21 protein-coding genes are annotated in these 23126 nt (G+C 69.2%); 10 read left to right on the top strand and 11 right to left on the bottom strand.

Annotated features, from left to right (window positions below):
* Positions 1-16 precede the first annotated feature (16 nt).
* The gene (locus AB4070_RS10865; protein WP_441980104.1) at positions 17-766 is read right to left on the bottom strand and encodes a phosphotransferase; all 750 of its coding nucleotides are present in this window, start codon (positions 764-766) and stop codon (positions 17-19) included.
* Positions 767-848: 82 nt separating this feature from the next.
* Here AB4070_RS10865 and AB4070_RS10870 point away from each other — a divergent pair, with 82 nt between their 5' ends.
* From AB4070_RS10870 to AB4070_RS10880, 3 genes are all read left to right on the top strand, one after another.
* Complete coding sequence (locus AB4070_RS10870; RefSeq protein WP_441980105.1) at positions 849-1649, top strand: MerR family transcriptional regulator; 801 nt, start codon at positions 849-851, stop codon at positions 1647-1649.
* A gap of 142 nt (positions 1650-1791) precedes the next feature.
* Positions 1792-2742 carry an NAD(P)/FAD-dependent oxidoreductase gene (locus tag AB4070_RS10875; RefSeq protein WP_441980106.1) on the top strand — a complete coding sequence of 317 codons (951 nt, stop codon included), beginning with the start codon at positions 1792-1794 and terminating at the stop codon, positions 2740-2742.
* Between the two features lie 74 nt (positions 2743-2816).
* Positions 2817-3476: a hypothetical protein gene (locus AB4070_RS10880; protein WP_441980107.1), complete on the top strand. Its 660-nt coding sequence runs from the start codon at positions 2817-2819 to the stop codon at positions 3474-3476.
* A gap of 25 nt (positions 3477-3501) precedes the next feature.
* Here AB4070_RS10880 and AB4070_RS10885 read toward each other — a convergent pair whose 3' ends face one another.
* The gene (locus tag AB4070_RS10885) at positions 3502-3963 is read right to left on the bottom strand and encodes a DUF3817 domain-containing protein (RefSeq protein WP_045263911.1); all 462 of its coding nucleotides are present in this window, start codon (positions 3961-3963) and stop codon (positions 3502-3504) included.
* A 177-nt stretch (positions 3964-4140) separates the two neighbouring features.
* On the opposite strand from AB4070_RS10885, the gene AB4070_RS10890 reads away from it, so the two are divergent.
* Positions 4141-5073, top strand: a complete 933-nt coding sequence (locus AB4070_RS10890; RefSeq protein WP_441980108.1) for a helix-turn-helix domain-containing protein — start codon at positions 4141-4143, stop codon at positions 5071-5073.
* Between the two features lie 13 nt (positions 5074-5086).
* On the opposite strand, the gene AB4070_RS10895 is transcribed toward AB4070_RS10890, so the two are convergent.
* Positions 5087-6283: an MFS transporter gene (locus AB4070_RS10895; protein WP_441980109.1), complete on the bottom strand. Its 1197-nt coding sequence runs from the start codon at positions 6281-6283 to the stop codon at positions 5087-5089.
* Positions 6284-6560: 277 nt separating this feature from the next.
* Here AB4070_RS10895 and AB4070_RS10900 point away from each other — a divergent pair, with 277 nt between their 5' ends.
* Positions 6561-7508, top strand: a complete 948-nt coding sequence (locus AB4070_RS10900; RefSeq protein WP_441980110.1) for a serine protein kinase RIO — start codon at positions 6561-6563, stop codon at positions 7506-7508.
* A 158-nt stretch (positions 7509-7666) separates the two neighbouring features.
* Here the strand turns inward: AB4070_RS10900 and speB are convergent, their stop codons facing one another.
* The 4 genes from speB to AB4070_RS10920 are packed head-to-tail and all read right to left on the bottom strand — an operon-like array spanning position 7667 to position 13359.
* A complete protein-coding gene (gene speB, locus AB4070_RS10905; protein WP_441980111.1) occupies positions 7667-8614 on the bottom strand; it encodes an agmatinase in 948 nt (315 codons plus the stop codon).
* A 34-nt stretch (positions 8615-8648) separates the two neighbouring features.
* Positions 8649-10292, bottom strand: a complete 1644-nt coding sequence (locus tag AB4070_RS10910; RefSeq protein ID WP_441980112.1) for a thiamine pyrophosphate-binding protein — start codon at positions 10290-10292, stop codon at positions 8649-8651.
* A 10-nt stretch (positions 10293-10302) separates the two neighbouring features.
* Positions 10303-11970, bottom strand: coding sequence for an amidohydrolase (locus AB4070_RS10915; RefSeq protein ID WP_441980113.1), 1668 nt, complete (start codon positions 11968-11970; stop codon positions 10303-10305).
* Positions 11971-12021: 51 nt separating this feature from the next.
* Entirely contained in the window at positions 12022-13359 is a 1338-nt protein-coding gene (locus AB4070_RS10920) for an MFS transporter (protein WP_113681436.1), read from the bottom strand.
* A gap of 222 nt (positions 13360-13581) precedes the next feature.
* On the opposite strand from AB4070_RS10920, the gene AB4070_RS10925 reads away from it, so the two are divergent.
* Positions 13582-14478: an Lrp/AsnC family transcriptional regulator gene (locus AB4070_RS10925; RefSeq protein ID WP_046748769.1), complete on the top strand. Its 897-nt coding sequence runs from the start codon at positions 13582-13584 to the stop codon at positions 14476-14478.
* Between the two features lie 16 nt (positions 14479-14494).
* Here the strand turns inward: AB4070_RS10925 and AB4070_RS10930 are convergent, their stop codons facing one another.
* From AB4070_RS10930 to AB4070_RS10945, 4 genes are read right to left on the bottom strand one after another with little or no spacing between them, the layout of a single operon-like run.
* Positions 14495-15475 (bottom strand): serine hydrolase domain-containing protein, encoded by a 981-nt coding sequence (locus AB4070_RS10930; protein WP_441980114.1) that lies wholly within the window; start codon positions 15473-15475, stop codon positions 14495-14497.
* A 13-nt stretch (positions 15476-15488) separates the two neighbouring features.
* Positions 15489-16406: a carbohydrate ABC transporter permease gene (locus AB4070_RS10935; protein ID WP_441980115.1), complete on the bottom strand. Its 918-nt coding sequence runs from the start codon at positions 16404-16406 to the stop codon at positions 15489-15491.
* The gene (locus AB4070_RS10940; protein ID WP_282845778.1) at positions 16406-17365 is read right to left on the bottom strand and encodes a carbohydrate ABC transporter permease; all 960 of its coding nucleotides are present in this window, start codon (positions 17363-17365) and stop codon (positions 16406-16408) included. The genes AB4070_RS10935 and AB4070_RS10940 overlap by 1 nt, the downstream gene beginning before the upstream one ends.
* Positions 17366-17420: 55 nt before the next feature.
* Entirely contained in the window at positions 17421-18704 is a 1284-nt protein-coding gene (locus AB4070_RS10945; RefSeq protein ID WP_441980116.1) for an ABC transporter substrate-binding protein, read from the bottom strand.
* Positions 18705-18939: 235 nt separating this feature from the next.
* Here AB4070_RS10945 and AB4070_RS10950 point away from each other — a divergent pair, with 235 nt between their 5' ends.
* From AB4070_RS10950 to AB4070_RS10965, 4 genes are all read left to right on the top strand, one after another.
* Positions 18940-19806 (top strand): MurR/RpiR family transcriptional regulator, encoded by an 867-nt coding sequence (locus AB4070_RS10950; protein ID WP_282845780.1) that lies wholly within the window; start codon positions 18940-18942, stop codon positions 19804-19806.
* Positions 19807-19808: 2 nt separating this feature from the next.
* Positions 19809-20984 (top strand): exo-beta-N-acetylmuramidase NamZ family protein, encoded by a 1176-nt coding sequence (locus tag AB4070_RS10955; RefSeq protein WP_441980117.1) that lies wholly within the window; start codon positions 19809-19811, stop codon positions 20982-20984.
* Between the two features lie 96 nt (positions 20985-21080).
* Complete coding sequence (locus tag AB4070_RS10960; protein WP_441980118.1) at positions 21081-21590, top strand: DUF3253 domain-containing protein; 510 nt, start codon at positions 21081-21083, stop codon at positions 21588-21590.
* A gap of 85 nt (positions 21591-21675) precedes the next feature.
* Entirely contained in the window at positions 21676-23082 is a 1407-nt protein-coding gene (locus AB4070_RS10965) for an MFS transporter (protein ID WP_141386948.1), read from the top strand.
* Positions 23083-23126 lie beyond the last annotated feature (44 nt).

Here is a 23126-nt window from a genome sequence, read left to right on the forward strand (position 1 = left end):
GCGCCCGGAAAGCCGCTCAGCCCCCGCCGAGGGCGTCGGCCCACACCGCTCGATGCTCCCGTACGTACCGCAGGGCGTTCGCCCAGTGGTCGCCGTGCCCGTCCACGTACATCGAGGACCACGGCTCGTCGCCGACGGCGTGAGACCGCTCGAGCAGCGCGAGCATCGCCGCCGTCCGGTCCTCCATGCCGCGAGGCAGATCACGGCGCATGACATCGTCCGCCCGGTATCCGTCGACCAGCGCAGCGAGATCCCGAGATGCCTCCACCGGGTCTCGCCCGACGTCCGACAGCGCGAACGCCTGTGCCGCGTAGGCGAGGTCCCAGAGCCGGGTGCTCGGACCGGAGGCATCCCAGTCGATGAACACCCAGCGGTCGCCGATGACGAGGTTCCACGGCGCCAGATCGTTGTGGCAGATGAGCTCGGCACCGGGCGCGACGATCGCGGTCTCCCAGACGGCATCCGCCTGCGGCGTGTATCCGGCACCGGCGTCGTGGATCTCCCGGATCATCGAGCCGACGCGCCGCAGCTCGGCCGCCGTCAGCCGCTCGCCGTCCATCGCCAGGGTTCCCGGCACGAACTCCACGACCTGCCGGCCTCGTTCATCGCGGCCACGCGGTTCCGGCGCATCGACGCCCGCCATCCGCAGCGCCGCGACGAAATGATCGACGCTCGGGGTAGCTGCCGTCCACGCCTTGCGCACCGTGTCGCCGATGCGCACAACGACCCCGCTCGCGTTCCCTCCTGCCAGCACCTCTTCGTCCACGCGTCGACGTTAGCGCGCCGATGCCCCGCCGTCCCACCGCGATACTTGACCCTGACACAGTGGCAGACGGGAGAACTGAGGCATGTTGTCCATCGGAGCGTTCGCGCAGATCGGCCAGGTGACCCACCGGATGCTCCGGCATTGGGACGCCGCGGGTCTGCTCGAGCCCGCCCACGTGGACGAGTTCAGCGGTTATCGCTCCTACGATCCGTCACAGCTGGAACGGCTGCACCGGATCGTCGCCCTGCGCCAGCTGGGGTTCGGGCTCGATGACATCTCCGCGATCCTCGACCGTGGCGTCGATGCCGAGCGCATCGCCGCGCTGCTGCGGATCCGTCGCGCAGAGGTCGAGCAGGAGCACCGTGTCGCCGCAGAGAGACTCGTCGACGTGGAAAGGCGCCTCCACCTCATCGAGAGAGAGAATCACATGTCCCAGATCGAGATCATCGACAAGCCGCTCCCCGCTGTCCGCCTGGCCGCGATCCGCACCATCGTCGCCGACCAGCCCGCCGTCGCCGGAGTCGTCGGTCCCGCATTCGATGCAGTGGCGGAGATCATCGGCGACGACCACTCCCTGTCGACCCCGATCGCCCAGTACGAGACACTCGACGACGGCCTGCAGGTCATCGCCGGATACACCTATGCCGGACCCGCACGGGAAGGTCTCGAGATCATCGAACTGCCTCCGGCGGACGAGGCCGTGTGCGGCATCCATCTCGGTTCGATGGAGCACATCGCAGAGAGCTGGCACGCGATCCACACCGAGATCGTGGCCCGCGGCCTGGTGCACGACGGCCCCTGCCGCGAACTCTACGTGCGCGCCGTCTCCGACGACCAGTCCGACTGGGTCACCGAACTGCAGCAGCCCGTGCGAAGAGGCTGAGCAAAGAGGCTGAGGCGCACGGCGCCGCGAGCGTCGAACAGTGGCAGGATGAGAGTAAGGCGAGCCTTACCGGCCGCCCCGGCGGTGTCGCCCGGCAGACGCCGCGGCATGGATCCGTCCCTTTCTCGGAAGGACCGTGCGGATGAGATCTGCGGTGATGGGCGGGAGCGACAGCACCGATTACGACGTGCTCATCGTGGGCGGCGGGCCGGCCGGCCTGTCCGCCGCCCTCAACCTCGGACGCGCACTCATGCGGGTGCTGGTGATCGATGCCGATCGTCCGCGCAATGCTGCGACCCTGCGATCGCACGGCTTTCTCACCCGCGACGGCATCCCGCCGCAGGAGCTGCGCCGGCTCGCCAGGGAGGAGCTCTCGGCCTACCCGGACGTCGAGGTGCGAAGGCGCACCCGGGTCACCGCGCTCCGCCCGAGCGACGGCGGGTTCGCGGCCGGGATCGGGCGCCGCGAGGCGGAGACGACGGTGACCGCACGCACCGTGCTGCTCGCCACCGGCCTGCGCGAGACGCTCCCCGAGGTGCCGAACCTCCGTGGCTACTACGGCATGAGCCTGTTCAGCTGCGCCGCCTGCGATGCCTGGGAGCTCCGAGGTCGTCGCCTCGCCCTCATCGGTGAGGCACCCGACATCGCCGAACGCGCCCGCCTCATCGGTCGCCTGACCGACAACCTCACGGTGTTCACCCACGGCGCAGATGTGGTCACAGCAGAGGAGGAGGCCGAACTCGCCGCCGCCGGGATCGCCGTACGCCGGGAACCCATCGTCGAGCTCGTCGGCGACCGAGGTCAGATCGAGAGCATCCGCCTTGGTGACGACACGACGGTCGCCATCGACGGCGGATTCGTACGTCCCGAATGGCACAGCACGCTGTCGTTCCTCGAGGGGATCGCTCCGACGACGGACGATGCCGGGCACCTGCGCATCGACCGTTCCGGGCGCACAGACGTGCCAGGCTTGTACGCCGCAGGCGACGCGGCGGCTCCCGGACCGCAGCAGCTCATCGTCGCGGCAGGTGCGGGCGCTCGGGTCGCGGCGGTCATGGTGCACGACTCGATCGGCGTGGCCACAGCGCACTGAGGCAGGATCAGCGCACTGAGGCAGGAACGAGCATCGGCGAGAGGGCGGAGCAGAGCGGGGCTAGGCTGACCGGCATGACGCGCACTTCCTCCCACACCCTGCGCCTGACCGCCGCGGCCGTCGCCGCCCTGGCCGTCCTGTCCCTCAGCGGATGTCTGTACGCGCAGATCCCGACGGGCTCGCCCTCCGACGCCCCCTCCGCGGGCACGGACACCGACGCACCGGCCGACGGCCCCTCCGGTTCGACCCTGAGCTTCACGGAAGGGCTCGATCTCGCGAGCGACACCTACATCGAGTGGGGCGACGGTCTCGTCGTCGACGACGGGTGGAAGATCGTTGCCCCGGACGACGGCAACGGCGGGTGGACCTACGGCACCGTCGACGGCACCTGCACCGCACGGTTCTGGCAGGGTCACACGACCGACGTGCCCGTGGTCCCCGGTGACGACAGCACGTCGTCCGATGCGATCCTCGGCGTGCTGCTGCAGATGCCGACGGCAGACGTCACGCCGCTCGCCACCACCGGAGAGTTCAGCTACATGGCGGGAGGGAACGGGGGCGTCGAGACGCGTCAGGTCGTCGGAGTGGACGGCAGCCGCACCTGGCTGATGGCCGCGCGCGCTTTCACCCAGACCGGGGTGGGACTCTCCGTGATCGTGGACTGCACCGCCGGAGACGCCGAGGCGACCATGGCGAAGATCAATGAGGAGAATGCGGTCGTCGTCACGCCCTGAACAGCGGAGGACAGCCCGCTTCGGCTCACTTCCCGCCGGGAGGGCCGATCAGCAGCAGGATGACGTACAGCGCGACGATGCCCACGACCAGCAGCAGCGCGAGCACCCACGGCCGCTGCAGGAACCACCGCATCAGCCGGTCGTACCAGCGACGATCACGTGGATCGTCCGTCGCCTCGAGGCGCCAGTCTCCGGTGAGTCGACCGGTGCGATGCAGCCAGATCTCCATGGGGATCGTCGCATACGGGACGATGGCACTGGCCACCGCGAGCACGCCGACGCCGGCATGCCAGCGCTGGTTGAGGGCGACCAGGATCGCCGTCGCGGCGTACGACAGGAACACGAACCCGTGGATGCCACCGCCCACGGTCACCACGACTCCGGGAGCGCCGACGGCGCGCGCGATGATCGCGGAGATCAGGATCGTCCAGGTGATCGCCTCGGCGATCGCGAGAACTCGGAACAGGCGGTCGGGGGTGCGGAACACGGTACTCCTCGGGTGGTGTCCCTCCACCGTATCCGCACGCTCGGGGCTCCGAATCAACCGAATGGTTGAGGTCGGTCAGCGGGGTGCCGGCACCGCACAGCGCATCGTCGCGCGGCCGCGACGGAATAGCGAACGGCGCGACGGAATAGCGAACGGCGCGACGGCGTTGCCGAAGGCATGGTGACAGTGGACGCGGATGCGCTCTCGAACGTGCTCGGCTCCGTCGACCTCCGTGTCGGCATCGGTCGACGCGCCTCGCTGCCTGCGGGATCGCTGCTGCCCATTCCGGCCGACAGCATCACCCTGGTCTACGTCGCCGCGGGCGGCGTGCACGGGCACCCGCCGCTCGGCGACGGCTGCCGACTCGACGTCGACACCGACCCGAAGCGCTTCTCGCTCGACGCCCTCGCCCTCGCCCCGAAGGGCCGCCGAGACAAGCTCGTCGCCGGTGACGCGTTCCTGACGCTCGGTCGTTCGCCCTTCGTCCTCGAAGCACAGGACGATACGAGTCTGATGATCGCCGACATCGAGCTCGCGGATGCGGCATCCCCGCTCCCCGCCCTGCTCCCCCCGTTCCTCACGGTCACCGGTTTCGACGCCGTGGAGCCCGCCGCCGCAGCCCTCGCCCTCAACATGGGCGTCATCGATCACGCGGTGACACCCGCGCGCCAGGGCGACCCCATCATCTGCCGCATGATGGCGACCACCGTGCTGCTGTCCCTGATCAGGGCATGGGCGGCGAACGGCTGCGCGCCGACAGGCTGGCCCTCGTTGTCGAACGATCCGTTCCTCGACCGCGTCGTCGACGCCATCCGCGAGGAGCCCGGCCGCGACTGGACGGTCGAGCGCCTGGCAGGCATCGGCGCCATGTCGCGGTCGACCTTCGCGGAGAGGTTCCGCAGCGCCGTCGGCCGCTCACCCGCGGACTACGTGACCGAGGTGCGTGTCGACGCGGCGAAGCGCATGCTCGAGGCCGGACGCAGCGTCTCCGACATCTCGCGCGAGCTGGGATACGCCTCCGACGAGGGGTTCAGCCGTGCGTTCCGACGCCGCACCGGCATGACCCCCTCGTCGTGGCGGCTCGCGCACCGCCTCCCCGTCTCGGCCTGAGGCCGCGTGCTGCTCAGGCCCTGCTGCTGACCCGGTTCGAGGCGCCGAACAGCACCGCGCCGGCGAGCAGCGCGATCGCGCCGATCACGTAGACGAGCTCGACGTTCAGGGTGTCGACGAGGAGACCGCCGATGCCCGCCGCCAGCGTGATCGCTCCCTGGAACCCGACGACCACGAGGCTGCCTCCCGCTTCGAGACGATCCGGCATGCGGTGACCGACCCAGGTGTTGGCGACGATCAACCAGGACGAGAAGAAGAAGCCCCACACCAGCACGACGATGCCGACGCCGATGATCGACCCCGAGAACAGGATCATCGAGAGCACGGACACGGCGATCACCAGCGGCGCGAACACCGCGAAGAACGCGAAGGTGCGGTCGATGACGAGCCCGATCGTGATGTTGCCGAGGAGCCCGCCGACACCGAACAGCGCCAGCAGCACCACGATGGTCGAGGCGTCGACCTCCGGGATGCGCTCCAACGCGAGACGCACATAGGTGTAGGCGAGGAAGTGTCCGAGCACCACCAGAACGTGTCCGACCATGCCGAGACCGATCCCCGGGCGGCGCAGCGTGTCCACGAGCAGACGCAGGCTCGACGCCCTCTCGGCCGGAACCGAGGGCAGCGCGAAACGCAGGACGACGGCGAGGACGACCATCAGCGCGCCGGCGATGGCGAAGACCATCCTCCAGTCGACGAGCTCGCTCAGCATGACGCCCAGCGGCACCCCGGCCACCGTCGCCAGCGACACTCCGGCCGAGGTGAACATGACACCGCGACCAAGGTTCTCCGGTCCCGCGAGCCGTGCGGCGACCGTGATCGACATCGCCCAGAACGCGCTGATCGCGGCGCCCAGCAGGAAGCGCGCCAGCAGCACGATGATCAGGTTCGGGGCGATCGCGACGATGAGGTTCGACACGGCGGCCGCGAGCGCCATCCACACGAGCAGCGACCGTCGATCGAGCCGCGGGAACATGAGTCCGACGGTCGGCGCGACCACGAGCCCCACCAGCGCGGTGACCGTGACCGTCTGCCCTGCCTGCCCCGGGGTGACCCCGAGCCCGTCGGCCATCTCGGTGAGGACGCCGTTCGGAAGGAACTCGGCCGTGACCAGCAGGAACCCCATCAGCATCAGGACGATCAGTCCGCCGTAGCGGATACGGGCAGCCGCGGACGGCGGCACGGTGGGGACGGGGGCAGTCGTGGTCATGTTCTCCACACTCGCAGTCCTCGGAGGCCGACGCCCGATCAGGCGTCCGCCGCATCCGACCATTCGTCCGGTCCGGTTCCGGCGGGCTCACTCCGCCTCTGGACACGGTGTCGTCGACGCCCTAGGCTCGACGACGCACCGGGAGCATCCCGGGAAGCCCGAGCGGAAGGAGCCGAGGACATGAACACCGTCTTTGTCGCGCTCTCCGCCGACCACCTTCCCCTCGAGGCCACCCGCTCCTGATCCTGGTGTGGCCTCCTGCTCCCGGAGCCATATCTTGTCTGATCTCTTCGCTTCCTCGGAAGCCGCGTCCTTCGACGCACAATCCCTCGCACCATCCTTCGACGCGCAATCCTTCGACGCCACCGGACTCGACGCACCAGCGTTCGATGGCACCGTGTTCGACTCCCTCGAGACCGAGCTCTCCTTCGCCGAGGTCGACCCCGGCGAAGGCCAGCGGTGGACCACCTGGCCGGCGGTCACACCGTCCGAGCGTGGTCCCGAACCCCGGCCCGCGTGGGTCGTGACCTCTGCCGGGGCGCTCGACACAGAGCGGGGCATCCTCAAGACCGGCAAGGAAGCCGACGTGTTCCTGCTCGAAAGAGCGGTGCCTGGCGACTCCACACAGCACAGCCTGCTCGCCGCGAAGCGATACCGCAGCGCCGAGCACAGCAGCTTCCACCGCTCGTCGATCTACACCGAGGGCCGCAGCACCCGGAACACCCGCGATACGCGTGCGCTCGCACGGAAGTCGGTCCACGGCCGCGAGGTGGCCGCGGCGCAGTGGTCGTTCGCCGAGTTCGAGGCCCTCTGCCGGATGTGGGAGCTCGGCGCACCCGTGCCGTACCCGGTGCAGGTGAACGGCACCGAGGTGCTGATGGAGTTCCTCGGCACCTCCGACGGCACGGCCGCGCCCCGCCTCGCCCAGGTGCGCAGCGATCGCACCGAGCTGCAGGACTTCTACGCGCAGACGGTCGACCTGATGCGGACCTTCGCCGCAGCCGGCTTCGCGCACGGCGACCTGTCGGCATACAACCTGCTCGTGCACGAAGGGCGGGTGCGCGTGATCGACCTGCCGCAGATCGTCGACATCATCGCCAACCCACAGGGGCTCGACCTGCTGCACCGCGACTGCATGAACATCTGCGAGTGGTTCACCCGGCGTCGCGTCGACTGCGACCCCGAGGAGCTGTTCGCCGAGCTGCTCGCCGCCTCGTACGCCTGACACGCCCCCACCCGCCCGGTGCCCTGCTCCGGTCGCGATATTCCAGGTTGGATCCGGAATCTGGCTGGAATATCGCGACCGGAGCAGAGATCTGGAGACCCGGGGGGCTGGATCGGGAGGGGGTGGAAGGCGGGGCGGGAGGCCGGGGGCCGGTGGACTCAGGCCGCGAGGCGGGCGGCCAGCAGCGTCACGAGCTCATAGACCACGTGGCTCGCGGCGATACCGGTCATCTGCGCGTGGTCGTAGGCGGGCGACACCTCGACCACATCCGCCCCCACGATGTTCTGCGAGGTCAGGGCACGCAGGATCCGCAGCAGCTCACGGCTCGTGAGCCCGCCCGCCTCGGGGGTGCCGGTGCCGGGGGCGTGGGCGGGGTCGAGCACGTCGATGTCGATCGACACGTACAGCGGCTTGTCGCCGATGCGCTGCAGGATGCGGGCGATGGCGGCCTCGACCCCGTGCTCCTCGATGTATTCGCTCGACACGATCGAGAAGCCGAGGCGCTCGTCGTCTTCCAGGTCCTGCTTGGAGTACAGGGGTCCGCGGGTGCCGACGTGGCAGCTCGCGGTGAGGTCGATCAGCCCCTCCTCGCTCGCGCGTCGGAAGGGTGTGCCGTGCGTGATGGGGGCCCCGAAGTAGGTGTCCCAGGTGTCGAGGTGCGCATCGAAGTGCAGCACAGCGACCGGACCGTGCTTCGCCGCGACCGCACGCAGCAGCGGCAGGGCCACAGTGTGGTCGCCGCCGATCGTGACGATGCGCTGCACCTGCTCGCCGAGCGCCAGCGCCGCGCGCTCGACCTCGGTCACGGCCTCGGTGAGGTCGAAGGGGTTGACCGGGATGTCACCGGCGTCCACCACCTGCGCGATCGCGAAAGGCGACACATCCTGGGCCGGGTTGTAGGGGCGCAGCAGCCGCGAGGACTCCCGCACGTGCGACGGGCCGAAGCGCGTGCCCGGTCGGTAGCTCACACCGGAGTCGAAGGGGATGCCGACGACGGCGATGTCCGCACGCGGCACGTCTTCGATGCGGGGCAGCCGGGCGAAGGTCGCGATGCCGGAATACCGCGGGTTCACGGAGGCGTCGATGGGGCCGATGTTGTCGGTCATTGCTCGTTCCTGTTCGTCGGGGATGTCGAGGGATTCAGAGCGCACTCTGCGGGATGTGCACCAGCTGCACTCCCCCGTCGGCGATCGCGGTGCGGATGCTCGACGCGATGTCGTCGCGGCGTTCCACCCTGCGTCCGATCGCGCCGAAGGCCGTGGCGAGCGCCGCCCAGTCGGGCTGCACCAGGTCGACGCCGATCGGCTCCATGCCGCGGTCGACCTCGTTCTGACGGATCTCGGCATAGCCGCCGTTGTCGACGCACACGATCGTGATGTCGAGGCGCTGTTCGACCGCCGTCACCAGCTCGTTCACGCAGAACATCAGAGCGCCGTCGCCGATCACGGTCACGACCGGGTGCTCGGTCTGCGCGACCCTGGCACCGATCGCGGCAGGAAGGCCGTAGCCGAGGGTGGCGTAGGTCGGGGTGTAGAGCAGGGAGTGCGGACGAGCCGACGACAGCACGCTGCCGAGCGCCATGTAGACGATCTGCGACGAGTCACCCGCGACGATGGCGTCGGCGGGCAGGGCCTCGACGATGAGCTCGGCCAGTGCCACCGTGTCGGGGGCGGTCGCGCGCATCTCGGCATCGATCGCGGCGCGCGCTGCGGCGAGGTCGCGCGGCGAGCGGCCCTCGGCGGAGTCGGTGGGGATGGCGGAGTCGGTGGGGATGGCGGAGAGCAGCGCCCCCAGTACGGCAGCCGCGTCGCCGGTGAGACCGACGGTCGCGGTCAGGTTCTTGTCGCGCTGCGAGGGCGAGATGTCGATGCGGATGACCGCGCCCCCCGCCTCGAGCCGCGGCGCCCACAGCTCGGCCTCACCGAGCTTCGAGCCGACCACGAGCAGCACGTCGGCGGTCTCCGCGATCGAACGGGCGGCGGCCAGACGCAGGTTCGAGCCGAGCGAGAGCGGATGCCGCTCATCGACGACGCCCTTGCCGTTCAGCGTGGTCAGCACGGGGGCACCGAGGCGCTCGGCGAGCGTGGTGACCTCATGCGCGGCATCCACGGCCCCACCACCGGCGACGATCACCGGCGTCTTCGCCTCCACCAGCAGCCGGGCCGCTTCGGCGAGCGCCGCCGGATCACCGGAGACCCGCGCAGGGACCGGCCGCGGCTGCCGCGCCTCGGCCGGAACGTCGGCGGGGGCTTCCAGCACGTCGAGCGGGACCTCGATGTGCACGGGGCGCGGACGACCTGTGCGGAACAGCGCGAACGCGTCGTGCACCGCCTCGACCGCCTCGGCAGCGCTCGACACCCGACGCGACCACTCGGCGATGGCGGCGACCATCGCCGAGGCGTCCTTCGTCTCGTGGAGCGTGCCCACGTCGGCGAACTCCGCGCCGAGCGGCACTCCCGGGGAGAGCACGATGAGCGGGCGCGACTCGCAGAACGCCGTGCCGATCGCGCTCATGGCGTTCTGCAGTCCGGGGCCGGAGGTGGTGATCACGACGCCGGGGAGGCCGGTCTGCTGGGCCCAGCCGTCGGCACCGTAGCCGGATCCCTGCTCGTGGCGGTTCGTCACCGCCCGGATGCCGAGGTCGGCGAGCGGGCGGTACAGCTCGAGGTTGTGGGTGCCGGGGATACCGAAGACCGCGGTGACGCCGTAGGCGCGGATCGTCTCCAGCACCGCCCGTCCCGCCGTGTCGGCGTACTGCGCTGCCGGTGTGGTGTCGGTGGTCATCGGATCATCCTCACACTCGGTGACGACGGACGCCGTCGACCCAGGTCTCGCGCACCGTGATCGCCGAGATCGCCTCGGCGGGAACGGCCAGCGGGTCGCCGGAGAGCACCGCGAAGTCGGCGTACTTGCCGACCTCGAGCGAACCCAGGTCGTCTTCGCGACCGATCGACACGGCACCTTCGATCGTGTGGGCGCGCAGAGCGGCCAGCGCCGAGACGCGCAGGTCATCCGGTCCGAGCTTGTGCCCACGCCGCGTGACGCGGGTCACAGCCGTCTGGATCGCTTCGAGCGGGATGGGCTCGGCGACCGGGGCATCGGACGAGATCGTGAACGGCACACCCGCACGCTCGAACTCGCCCAGCGGATTGAAGCGTTCGCCCGGTGTGCCGATCGCCTCCTCGACGCCCTCGCCCCAGTTGAAGTAGTGCTGGGTCTGGTTGACCGGACGGATGCCGGAGGCGGCCATGCGCTCGATCTGCTCGGGAGTCGGCAGGCCGCAGTGCTCGATGCGGTGACGGGCGTCGGGGTCGGGGTGCTCGGCGAGCGCGGTCTCGATCGCTGACACGACCATCTCGATCGCGGTGGGCGACTGAGCGTGAGTCGCGGTCTGCAGCCCCGCGGCGTGCGCCTTGCGGATGAGCCCCTCGTACTCGGCGGGCTCGTGGTACAGCTGGCCTGTGCGGCAGGGGTCGCCCACGTAGCCGTCAGGGAAGTACGCGGTCCAGCCCCCGAGCGTGCCGTCGGCGTAGAACTTGATGCCGGCGAAACTGAGGTGTGCGTTGCCGAACTGGCCGACGAGCCCCATCTCGAGGGCCTCGTCGAGCAGGTGGGACAGCAGGTACATCGACACCCGCAGCTCCAGACGCCCGGCCTCGGCGAGGCGCAGGTACATGTCGAACTCGCGACGGGTGACCTGGGCGTCGCCGATCGAGGTCACTCCTCCGGCGAGGAACCGCTGCGTCGCCGCGTCGAGCTGGCGCAGGTGCTCCTCCGGCTCGTCCGCCAGGTGGAAGTTCGGACCGTGATGACCGATCTTCACCCCGTGGACGCCGGTGAGGATGTTGCACGCCGCGTCCGACAGCTCGCCGGTGAGCTCGCCGTCCGCGTCGCGGAAGAACTCTCCGCCGTCGGGGTTCGGGGTATCGCGGTCGACCCCGTTGATCGCAAGGGTGTGCGAGTTCACCACGCCGCCGTGGCCCGAGGCGTTCATGAGGTACACCTCGCGGTCGGCGGCGACCTCGTCGAGTTCGAACCGGGTGGGGTGCCGCTTCTCGGCGAGGTTGCGCTGCTCGTACCCGTACCCGCGCACCGGACGCCCCTGGGGAAGCTCGGCGGCCGCCGCCTTCAGCAGCGCCACGATCTCGGGGATGCTGCCCGCCTTCTCGGGGCCGCAGTCGACCCAGCTCATCATCTGCCCGAACATGAGCGGATGCGCGTGGGCGTCGACGAAACCGGGGACGATGACGGCGTCGCCGAGATCGATGCGCTCAGGCGAGAGGCCCACCCCCTCCGCTGCCGCCTCGCACTCGGCGGGCGTGCCGATCGCGAGGATGCGCCCGCGATCGGTCAGCATCGCCGTCGCCGTGGTGGCGTCGGCATCCGCGGTGTGGATGGCGTGCGCGGTCAGGAGGAGGGGAGCCGTCTGAGCCGAGCGGTCGAAGGGGGTGAGCTTTCTCATGGGGAACCTGTTCGCGGTCGTGGCGTGCGGGAGGCGGAGGGGCGGCGCCGGTCAGGGCAGGCGGTTCGCCGTCGTGTCCGTACGCGCGGTGAAGGACGCCGTCACGGGAGCCTCGTCGGAGTGCTGCGGCGCGAGGCGTGTGCAGATGCCGGCGATGAGGGCCATGCCGATGAACATCGCGATCACCGACCAGATGCTGCCCGTCCAGGCGATCAGCTGCGTCGCGAACCACGGCGAGAATCCGGCCCATACAGCCGCACCGACACCGTAGGAGAGGGCGATCGAGGTGTAGCGGGCCTGTGGGCGGAACATCTGCGAGAGCAGGGCGGCGATCGGCGCGTAGGTGGCGCTCATCGCGATGCGCACCAGCGAGGCGAACAGGAAGATGAGCGGTTCGATGCGCCCCGGCAGGATCAGCAGGAACGGCACGAAGGTCAGCACCGAGGTGATCAGACCGATGTACATGACGTTCTTCCGCCCCCACTTGTCTCCCAGCCAGGCGACCGGGAGGGTCACGACGAACTCCACGAAGGAGGCGATCGTCATGGCGTCGAGGATGACCTGCTCGCTGATCGCGACCGTGTCGCCGGTGGCGTAGGCCGTGGCGAAGGTGGTGGCCAGGTAGTAGCCGCCGGTCGAGATGGGCAGGATGCCGATGCCGAGCAGAATCGGACGCCAGTTGGTGCGCAGCGCGAAGGCCAGCGGCATCGACTGCTTGCGGCCCTCGACCTTCGCCTCGAAGACCGGGGTCTCCTCGACGCGATAACGGACCCAGAAGCCGACGCCGACCAGCACGATCGACAGCAGGAACGGGATGCGCCAGCCGCCGTTGATGATGAAGTCGTCGCCCATGCGGGTCATGATCGCGAAGATGCCCGACGCCAGCAGCGCACCGGCCGGGTTGCCGAGCTGCGTGAAGCCGCCGTAGAACGTCTTCGACTTCTCGGGGGCGTGCTCGACGCTCATGAGCACCGCGCCACCCCACTCGCCGCCGACCGCGAGGCCCTGCACCGCGCGGAGCAGGATCAGGAGGATCGGGGCGAGGATGCCGATGTTCTCGTACGTGGGAAGGCAGCCCACGAGCACCGTGGCCGCGCCCATCATCAGCAGCGTGATGACGAGCGACGTGCGTCGGCCGAGCTTGTCGCCGATGTGACCGAAGATGATGCCGCCGAGAGGGCGGACGAGGAAGGCGACCGCGAAGGTCGCGAAGGCCGCTGCGGTCTCAGCCAGCCGGTCGCCGCTCGGGAAGAACAGCGGACCGAAGACGAGCGCTGCGGCGGTCGCGTAGACGTAGAAGTCGTACCACTCGATGGTGGTACCGACGAAGGCGGCGATGCCGGCGCGGCGCGCCCGGCTGTGGGTGCCGCTGGTGGGGGTAGTGGTCATGGGGGTGCCCGCTCCTTTGCGGAAGATGTCGGATAGCGAAGGATGCTACGGACGTGCGGACCTATCGGCAAGGGCAGAACTCCAGCGATAAGAGGGATTCACTGGATATATGATCGGTCATCTGTGCAATGCGCGCCTTCCCGACGGCGGTTGCCCCTCCTAGACTGAACTTAAGCACGGCCACGCGTGCGATCGCAGGAAACTGACGAAACAGGCGGAACCATGGATTTCGACGCCGAGCTCATCCGCGCGCTGCAGGAGGACGGCCGGGCCAGCATCCTCTCCCTCGCCGAGCGGCTGGGGCAGTCCAGGGCAGCGGTCGCCGCGCGGCTGCGCACGATGCTCGCCGACCGCACCGTGCGGGTCGTGGCCGCCGTCGATCCGGTGTTCCTCGGCCAGCACGTGCTCGCCCACGTGTCGATCCGCACCGACGGGTCGGTCGAACTCGTGGCGGAGCACCTGCGCGACATGAGCGAGACCGTGCTGGTGTCGGCGGTCGGCGGGGCGCACGACGTGGTCACCGAGGTGCGCGTGGGGTCGATGTCGGAACTGCACGACCTGCTGGCCCTGATCCGCGCGATCGACGGCGTGCTCGACATCAGCACGATCATCTACTCGACCGTGATCAAGGGCTTCTTCGTCTCGGAGTACCACGGCGGCGTCACCCTCGACGCGATCGACGAGGCGCTGATCGAGCAGCTGCAGGCCGACGGCCGCAAGAGCTTCCGCGCGCTCGGCGAAGAGGTACGCCTCTCCCCCTCGGCCGTCGCGACCAGAGTGCAGCGGCTGATCGACGCCGGCGTGATCAAGATCAGTGCGGTCGAGGCACGCGGGCTCGCGCACCGACAGTTGTCGATGGGTGTGGGCATGACCCTCGGCGACGACGATGACGCCGTGATCGACGAGCTGCGTCGCGGGCGCGGGGTGGACTTCGCCGCGCGCACGCTCGGCCGCTTCGATGCAGTGGCCACTCTGGTCGAACCCTCGGCTGGCGCGCTCTACGCCAGCCTGGAACGTCTGCGCGCGCTGCCCGGAGTGACGCGCATCGAGGCCTGGCTGCACCTCGCCGTGCTGAAGGAGGACTACGCCCGCACGCTGCGTCCGCTGCGCACGGACTGAGCGACGCGCGGCGGCGTCACGCGGCGAGCGGCGCGAGAAAGGCGCGGCGGACGGCGGCGAGATCGGCATGCTCACGCGAAGGGTGCACCCTGTTGACGAGCAGCACGCCGAATCCGCCGGAAGCGCTGTCGACCGCGAAGCATGTACCGGTGAAGCCCGTATGCCCCACGGCGTCGAGGGCACCCATCCACGACTCGTCGCGCCACCGCAGCCCGATCGCCTGACCGTAACCGGCATCGGCGCGGACGGTCGGGGTGTGGAGCGCCCGCGCGGAGTCCGCAGAGAGCACGCGACCCCGCGGCCCTTCTCCGTGATCGCGCACCATCCGCGCCAGCGCGGCCACATCGTGCACCGAGCCGAACAGCCCGGCATGACCGGCCGGGCGCTCGAGCGCGTGCGCCAGTTCGTCGTGCACCTCGCCGCGCACCGGCCCACGGTGCGGTTGTGTCTCGGTCGCGACGGCGTCCCCCGCATCCGGCGTGCATGTCAGCGAGGCGGCACCGAGCAGTGTCGCCGCCTCGTCCCACAGCTCGGCGATGGGCCGTCCAGCGACCCGTTCCAGGTACTCCCCCGCGGCGATGTATCCGACGTCGGAGTAGAGGTGACCGGCGCCGGGCTCGAATCCGAGCGGACGCCGGAGGACGCGTCGGCGCAGCTCCTCCCCCTGGATCCCGTCGCGCCACGCGCGCCCCTCGGCCGGCAGCCCGGAACTGTGCGTCAGGAGATGGCGGAGCGTGATGCCGGAGGCACCGCTTCCCGATCCGACCTCGAGCACGGGAGCCACCGGCGCGTCGAGGTCGATCACTCCCTGGTCGACGAGCCGCAGAGCCGCGACAGCGGTGAACACCTTGGTGAGCGATGCCAGGTCGAACAGGTGCCGATCGCTCAACGGGGTCGGGTCGTCGTGCGCCGGGGAGCCGATCAGCTGCAGCTCGTCCTCGCCGCCGGGTGTGCTGCGCAGAGATGCCCACGCCGACCCCGGCGCCCCGTTCACCACGATCCCGCTCGCCTCATTTGCTCATCCCGGAGGTCAACCCGTTGATGATCTGCTTCGTCGCGAGGAGGAAGAGCACGATCAACGGGATCGTCGCGATGGTCAGGCCGGCGAACAGCTGCGGCCAGTCCGTCGAGTACTCGCCGAAGAACCGCGTCAATCCGACCGGGAGCGTGTACGAGTCACGGTCACGCAGCAGGATCAGCGGGTAGAAGAAGTCGTTCCACACCGGCACGAACCGGAAGACGATCACGGTCGCGAGCGCCGGACGCACGAGCGGCAGCAGGATCTGGATGAAGGTGCGGAACGGACCGGCCCCGTCGATGCGTGCCGCCTCCTCGAGCTCGATCGGCAAGGCGCGGAAGAAGACCGTCAGCACGAACGTCGTGAACGGGATCCCGAGAGCGCCGTAGACGAGGATAAGGCTGAAGACGTTGCTGGTCATCCGGAGCGAATCGAGCAGATAGAACAGCGGCAGGATGGCCAGATGCACCGGCAGCATGAGGCCGGACAGGAAGACCGCCTCGATGCCGCGGAAGAACCTCGCCCTGGCTCGCGCGAACGCATACGCGGCCAGCACCGACACCACCGTCGTGACGATCACGGAACCGACGGTCACGGTGATGGAGTTGAGGAAGTACGTGTCGAACGATGCGGTGATCCAGGCGTTCTGGAAACTCGTGAAGGTGGGCGGCACGGGGAGACCCAGCGGCTCGGTCGCGATCTGCTGCTGCGTGCGCAGCGAGTTGTTGACCATCAGCAGCAGCGGACCGATCGCGACCAACGCGTATCCCCAGAGGAACACGTTCGCGAACAGCCGCCCGACGAACGGAGTGTCGGAGGTACGGCTCGACCGGCGGCGAGGTGCGGACGGACGCCCGGCGACGATCGCCTCGGTGGTGGGCTCCTGGCGGGTGTCGATGGCGGTGCTCATCAGAACAGCTTTCGTTCGGCGCGACGCATCGTCGAGGTGATCAGGACGGAGATCGCCATGATGAAGATGAACAGGACGGTCGCGAGCGCGGAGGAGACGCCGATCGAGTTCGGGTTCCCCGACTCGAAGGCGGTGCGATAGAAGAGCAGCATCATCACGTCGGTCGACCCGGCAGGTGCGCCGTTCGATCCGGCGAGAGCGAACGGGATGGCCATCGCCTCCATGCTCCCGATGAACGTGAGGACCGTGATGATGCCGATGGTCGGGGTGAGCATGGGCAGGGTGATGTAGCGGAAGCGCTTCGCCGCCGTCGCCCCGTCGAGGGACGCGGCCTCCTCGATCTCCTCCGGGATGCCGCCGAGGGCGGCACCGTAGAGCAGGATCGGGAAGCCGATCCACTGCCAGGCGCTGACGAGCACGATCACCCAGATCGCGAGCTGGGGGTCGCCGAGCCACGGAAGCGCGAGGCTTTCGAGTCCCGCCCCGCGGAGGATCGCGTTCACGGGACCGAACAGCGGTGACAGCATCAGCGACCACAGGTAGCCGATCACCATCGGGCTCACGAGGTACGGCAGCGCGAAGATCGTCTGGAAGAAGCGTTTGGTGCGCTTGCGGCGGTGCAGCAGCGTGGCGATGCCCAGCCCCAGGGAGTTCTGGAACACGAGAGCACCCGCGAACAGCAGCAGGTTGTGGCCGAACGCGTTCCACAGCTCGGAGGCGTACGGCTCCTTGGTGAGGAGGGTGACGTAGTTCGCGACGCCGGCGAAACCGCCCTGCTTCGTGCCCTGCCAGTCGAAGAACGAATAGCTGAGCGCGGCGAGCATGGGATACAGGATCAGCACGGCGAACAGCACGGCGGCGGGCAGCACGAAGAGCGTGGCCGTCGGCGTGGAGAGGGCGATGCCGGCGCGTGTGCGGCGCTTCGCTGTGTCGCGCCGCAGCGGGAGAGTCAGTGCCATGGTGTGTCTTTCGCTCCGCGAGGGGGCGCCGGATCGACGCCCCCTCGTGTTCGGATCAGGAACCCGGGGTGAACCAGGAGGAGACCCCGGACTGCAGGTCGGCCCCGAGCTGCTCGGGACTCTTGTCGCCGAGGAACATGGCCTGGATGTCCGGTCCGAGAACGGCTGTGCCGGTCGGGTCGCCGTAGCGGAAGTCGACGAGCAGCAGGTACGGCGCGGGGTTGGCGGTGTACTGCTCGTTCATCTCCTGCATGAGCGGGTCGGAGTACTTCACGCCGGGAAGCGCCGAGAACTGGTCCACCTCATCGGCGACGAGCTGTCCGAACTCCTTGGTGGTCATCCAGTTGAGCAGCTCGGCGGCGGCATCCTGATTCTCGCTCGATGCGTTGATCCCGAAGCTGCCGTCGGCGTAACCGGGAGTGACCGCATGGTCGAGCGCGCTCCCAGGTGCCGGCGGCACCTCGTAGACGCCCCACTCCGTGTCGGGTGCGGAGTTCTGGAAAGTGGGCAGGTCGAACGATCCGCCCGGCCACTGCGCGGCCTGACCCGAGGTGAACTGCAGCACGGCATCGGCGACGGCGATCGCGTTGACGTTCTTGTCGAGGTACTTCTGCATGTCCTTGACGATCTGCAGCGATGCCACGTAGGTCGGGTCCGTGAAGTCGACGTCTCCGGCGAGAACCTTCTCTTCGAAGTCGGATCCGCCGTAGTTCGCCGAACCCACGATGTCGTGGAACATCGGCAGCACCCAGTCTTCGCGGGCACCGAGAGCCATCGGGGTCACCCCCTCGCTGAGCAGGGTCTCCTGCAGGTCGATGAACTCGTCCCAGTCCGTCGGCTCCTCCAGGCCCATCTCGTCGAACATCGTCTTGTTGTAGAACATCTGCATCGTCTGATACGCGAACGGGACGCCGTAGGTCTTGCCGTCGTCCTTGCCCTGCGCCGCGCGCAACACCGTCGGATCGAACTGGTCGAGCCCGTCGACGATGTCGTCGATCGGCACGATCTGCTCGGACTGGATCGCGGACTGGATGCCGCCGTAGGCGCGGAGCATGGCGATGTCGGGGCCATCCCTGCCCTCGAGACCGGTCGCCAGGATCTGGTTGTACTCGGTCGGCTGGAAGCCCTCGAACTCGATGGTGACCCCGGGGTGGGACTCTTCGTACTGGTCGAACACGGCCTCCCACTTGGGCGACGAGGATGCCTGCCACGACCAGATGGTCAGCGTGACATCGCTCTCGCCGGCACCGCTGGATGCGGCCGGGGCGCAACCCGCGACGGCGAGCCCGGCGACGAGAATGCCGGCAACGGATGCGAGGCGGACGGGGCGGTTTCGCATGATGTTCCTCTCGGACGGTGGCAGCGGCCTGGCACGTCGGGGGCTGCCGTTACTTCGGGGGGAACGTCCTTCGATGCATCCTCGAAGCTGAGGACACGTCGCGTGACGTCGATGTCATGCGGCATGTCCGTTGTGGGGAGATGCCGCCAAGCCCACTGTGGGCAATCTCTTCCAGAAATGCAAGCAAATCTGAAAATTCCTTTCGAAGCGGGAATCGGCCTGGCATCATGGGCACGTGCCGAACAGTGTCGTGACAGCCATCCATCAGCGCCTCTCCGAGTTGACCCCGACGGAGCGCCGTATCGCCGAGTACGTCCTCGCCGAGCCCCAGACGGTCGTCGAGAGCTCCATCACCCGGCTGGCGGAGGAATGCGAGGTCTCCGTCGCCAGCGTCGCCCGCTTCACCCGCAGCGTCGGGTTCGGCGGCTACCCTGACCTGCGGCTGGCCCTCGCGACGGAACTCACCCGCAGCGCGTCCGATCAAGAGAGATTCCAGGTGTCTGCAGGCGACGTCAGCCGTTACGACGACGTCGCCACGACGGTCCGCAAGATCGCCTTCGCGGAGGCCGCAGCCATCGAACGCACGGCTCGACAGATCGACCTGGATGAACTCGAGCGGTGCGTGGCCGAAGTCCGCGAAGCACGGCGCATCGACATCTACGGCGCCGCCTCCAGCGGACTCGCCGCGCAGGACCTGGAGCAGAAGCTGCACCGCGCAGGGCTCGTCGCCCAAGCCCGCACCGATCACCATCTCGCCCTCACGGGTGCCGCACTGCTGGACTCCCGCGACGTGGCGATCGCCATCTCCCATTCCGGACGGACACTCGAGATCGTCCAGGCGGCGCAGGTCGCCGGCAGAGCGGGCGCGACGACGATCGCCATCACCAACAACCCGAAGTCGCCACTGGCGAGAGCCTGCGATCTGGTGCTCGTCACCGCGGTGTCGGAGTCGACCTTCCGCTCCGGCGCGATGGCGAGCCGCATCGCGCAGCTCGCCATCCTCGACTTCCTGTACACCCGCATCGCGCAGGCGGACTACGACACGATCTCGACGAACCTGCAGCGCACCCTCGACGCCGTCACCACTCACAGAATCGACTGACCATGCACCTCGGCATCGACCGTCTCCTCCGGCACGAACTGCCTGCGCGCCTCCTCAAGACGCTGCGCGGCGCCCGGATCGGGATGCTCACCAATGACCTGGCTCTCACGTCCCACCTCACGCGCGGGAGGGCCTCCTTCGCGGCCGAGGGATGGTCGCTGGATCTGCTCTTCGGCCCCGAGCACGGGATGGACGGACGCGCGCGGGAGGGCGACCTCATCGGCGATGCACTCGATCGCGTCACCGGCGTCCCTGTGCGCAGTCTCTACGGAGACGCCGTGCGCCCCTCCCCGGAGGACCTCGCCGGTCTCGACATCGTCCTGGTGGACCTTCCCGACGTCGGCGCCCGCTTCTACACCTACGTCTGGACCCTGAGCCACATGCTCGAGGCCTGTGCGGAGGCGGGGGTCGCCGTGCTCGTCCTCGACCGCCCGAATCCCCTGGGCGGACTCCTCGAACAGGCCGAGGGCCCGATGCTCGATGAGGCGGCGCAGTCGCTCGTCGGGCGCTGGTCGATGCCGATCCGCCACGGACTGACCATCGGCGAACTCGCCCGTCATTGGGTACGCACGCGGAGCATCGACGTCGCACTCGATGTCGTCGGGGTCGACGGCTGGCGACGCGAGGACACCGCGATCGGTCGCGAGGAGCTGCGCTGGATGCCACCGTCACCGAACCTGCCGAGCGCGGCGACGGCCCTGCTGTACCCCGGGACGTGTCTCGCGGAGGGCGTCAACGTCTCCGAAGGACGGAGCACCGCCGTGCCCTTCCGTGTGATCGGGGCACCGTTCATCGACGCGGAGGGCTTTGCGCAGGCCATCACCGCGCTCGAGCTCCCCGGGGTCTCCGCCTCCCCCTACGGCTTCACTCCTCTCGTCCGCGACCATGCGGGCGAGCAGTGCGAGGGCGTGATCCTGCACGTGACCGATGCCACGGCCCTACGCCCCGTCCACACCGGAGTGCGCCTCCTGTCGCTGCTGGCCGAGCTGTACCCCGATTCCCTCTCCGAGAGGTCACTGGTCCCGATGCCGGGAGAGTCGGACTGGACGCCACTGGAGAAGCTCTTCGGCGTGCGCGGCGCGTTTCGTCAGATCGCCGATGGTCGCTGGAACGACTCGACGACGCTCGCGGTACCGGATTGGCCCGCGGCCGTCGACGCGGATCTGCTCTACGCCTGAGCACCGCCGCCCGGGACGACGTCCCGCGTCGGCGACGCCCTCACTGCCTGCGTCAAGGGGATGGAAGACGCGGCAGGACACGGGCAGACTGCCCGCATGAGCAGCGAGGAGTCGGCGGCGGCGGATGCCGGGCCGGAGCGCACGGCTGACGGACACCACATCGTCGTGAACGGGCGGCGCTGGCGTACGACCGACCCGTCGATCCCCGACGCCCTGCGCCAGGAGCTGGTGGACGAGCTCATGGCCGCGCGCCGAGCGGTGAAGACCTCGGATGAGGATGCCCGTCGCCGGGTGCACGACGCCAAGACGGCGCTCGGCGAGCGCGGAGCCCCGTGGTGGGAAGACCCGCAGCCGGAAGCCGCGGACGGTCGTATCGCCGCCACCATCCGAACCCTCACCCGTAAGCGCGCGGAGTCGTCGATCTGTCCGAGCGATGTGGCCCGCGCCATCGGCGGGGAGTCCTGGCGTTCACGGATGCCCGACGTCCGACGCGTGGCCGCGGCCCTGGCGGAGAGCGGACAGATCGTCGTGACGCAGAAGGGGGAGGCCGTCCGGATCGACGAGGCCCGCGGTCCGGTCCGCATCCGCCGCGGACCGGCCCTCTGACGAGCCCCATGACCACGACGTTTCCGCGCCGCACCGCGCGGCGCGCCGTCACCGGGCGTTCACCCGGCACCGCCAGACTTCGAGAATGAGCGAAACCGAGGGGCACGGCGCCGTGCCCGAGCCCGTGGCGACTGCCAACAGCGGTGCCGTCGCCGTCGTCGGCCTGGACCTGCGCGGCGAGACGCCCGCCCCGAAGAAGCAGGTCTACTCGTGGGCGCTGTGGGACTGGGCGACGCAGCCGTTCAACACCGTCATCCTCACGTTCGTGTTCACGGCGCTCTATCTCGTCGGCGAGGGCTTCCTCCCGCCCGAGGTCGCGTCGCTCGACGTGGACGATCCGGTCCGGCTCGCCGCGGAGGCAGACCTCGCCTCCGGTCTCGGTCTGGGCTCGACGATCGCTGCCTTCGGCATCCTGCTGCTCGCGCCCGTCCTCGGCCAACGCGCGGACGCGGCGGGCCGTCAGAAGCTCTGGCTCGGGATCGGCACCGGCGCGCTGATCCTGTGCATGCTCGGCCTCTGGTTCGTCGAGCCGATGCCGAGCCTGTTCTGGCTGGGCGTCGCCCTGATCTCGGCCGCGACGGTGTTCCAGGAGATCGCGGCGGTGAACTCCAACGCGATGCTCATCGGCATCGCGAACCCGAAGAACGTCGGTCGCATCTCCGGCCTCGGCTGGGGCTTCGGCTACCTCGGCGGCATCATCGCACTGGTGATCGTGGTCGTGCTCGACACCTTCGACTGGTTCGGCATGTCGACCGACAACGGACTGGCCTACCGGCTGATCGCCGTCGGATGCGCCGTCTGGGCGATCGTCTTCAGCATCCCCATCTTCCTGAACGTGCCGGAGCCGTCGCTGGGCCGTCCGGAGCGCAAGGTCGGCTTCTTCGCCTCGTACCCGCTGCTGGTGAAGGACGTCGCAGGTCTCTACCGCAACGAGGAGACGCGGCCCACCTTCTGGTACCTGCTCGCGAGCGCGGTCTTCCGCGACGGGCTGGGAGGCGTCTTCGCGTTCGGCGCCATCATCGGCACCGCCGTGTTCAAGTTCGGCGCGCAGGACATCATCATCTTCGGCATCGCCGCGAACCTGATCGCCGGCGTCTCGACCATCGCCGCCGGCCGACTGGACGACCGGCTCGGACCGAAGCGGATCATCCTCGCCTCGATCGGGTCGATGATCGTCGCCGGTCTCGCCGTGTTCTTCCTCCGCGACGCCGGTGTGATGGTGTTCTGGGTGGGCGGTCTGATCCTGTGCGCCTTCGTGGGCCCCGCTCAGGCGGCCGCCCGTTCCTTCCTCGCCAGAGTGACGCCGGCCGGACGCGAGGGCGAGATCTTCGGCCTCTACGCCACGACCGGGCGAGCCGCGAGCTGGATGGCATCCGGCGCCTGGACCGTGCTGATCGTGCTGACGAGCCAGACGGCCTACGGAATCCTGGGCATCGTGGTCGTGCTGATCGCCGGCTTCCTGCTGCTGCTCCCGGTCAAGGCGCCGCGCTGAAAGGATCCTGCGGAAACCGTGAGCCACGGCGGGAGTAGCCTGAC

This window comes from Microbacterium sp. 2RAF4 (assembly GCF_052115285.1).
Classification (GTDB): Bacteria; Actinomycetota; Actinomycetes; order Actinomycetales; family Microbacteriaceae; genus Microbacterium; species Microbacterium oxydans.

Excerpts from the sequence above, each read along its gene's own strand:
- AB4070_RS10870 (WP_441980105.1), top strand. The coding sequence starts at position 849 with ATGTTGTCCATCGGAGCGTTCGCGCAGATCGGCCAGGTGACCCACCGG.
- AB4070_RS10875 (WP_441980106.1), top strand. The coding sequence starts at position 1,792 with ATGAGATCTGCGGTGATGGGCGGGAGCGACAGCACCGATTACGACGTG.
- AB4070_RS10880 (WP_441980107.1), top strand. The coding sequence starts at position 2,817 with ATGACGCGCACTTCCTCCCACACCCTGCGCCTGACCGCCGCGGCCGTC.
- AB4070_RS10890 (WP_441980108.1), top strand. The coding sequence starts at position 4,141 with ATGGTGACAGTGGACGCGGATGCGCTCTCGAACGTGCTCGGCTCCGTC.
- AB4070_RS10895 (WP_441980109.1), bottom strand. The coding sequence starts at position 6,283 with ATGACCACGACTGCCCCCGTCCCCACCGTGCCGCCGTCCGCGGCTGCC.
- speB (WP_441980111.1), bottom strand. The coding sequence starts at position 8,614 with ATGACCGACAACATCGGCCCCATCGACGCCTCCGTGAACCCGCGGTAT.
- AB4070_RS10910 (WP_441980112.1), bottom strand. The coding sequence starts at position 10,292 with ATGACCACCGACACCACACCGGCAGCGCAGTACGCCGACACGGCGGGA.
- AB4070_RS10915 (WP_441980113.1), bottom strand. The coding sequence starts at position 11,970 with ATGAGAAAGCTCACCCCCTTCGACCGCTCGGCTCAGACGGCTCCCCTC.
- AB4070_RS10920 (WP_113681436.1), bottom strand. The coding sequence starts at position 13,359 with ATGACCACTACCCCCACCAGCGGCACCCACAGCCGGGCGCGCCGCGCC.
- AB4070_RS10925 (WP_046748769.1), top strand. The coding sequence starts at position 13,582 with ATGGATTTCGACGCCGAGCTCATCCGCGCGCTGCAGGAGGACGGCCGG.
- AB4070_RS10935 (WP_441980115.1), bottom strand. The coding sequence starts at position 16,406 with ATGAGCACCGCCATCGACACCCGCCAGGAGCCCACCACCGAGGCGATC.
- AB4070_RS10940 (WP_282845778.1), bottom strand. The coding sequence starts at position 17,365 with ATGGCACTGACTCTCCCGCTGCGGCGCGACACAGCGAAGCGCCGCACA.
- AB4070_RS10945 (WP_441980116.1), bottom strand. The coding sequence starts at position 18,704 with ATGCGAAACCGCCCCGTCCGCCTCGCATCCGTTGCCGGCATTCTCGTC.
- AB4070_RS10955 (WP_441980117.1), top strand. The coding sequence starts at position 19,809 with ATGCACCTCGGCATCGACCGTCTCCTCCGGCACGAACTGCCTGCGCGC.
- AB4070_RS10960 (WP_441980118.1), top strand. The coding sequence starts at position 21,081 with ATGAGCAGCGAGGAGTCGGCGGCGGCGGATGCCGGGCCGGAGCGCACG.
- AB4070_RS10965 (WP_141386948.1), top strand. The coding sequence starts at position 21,676 with ATGAGCGAAACCGAGGGGCACGGCGCCGTGCCCGAGCCCGTGGCGACT.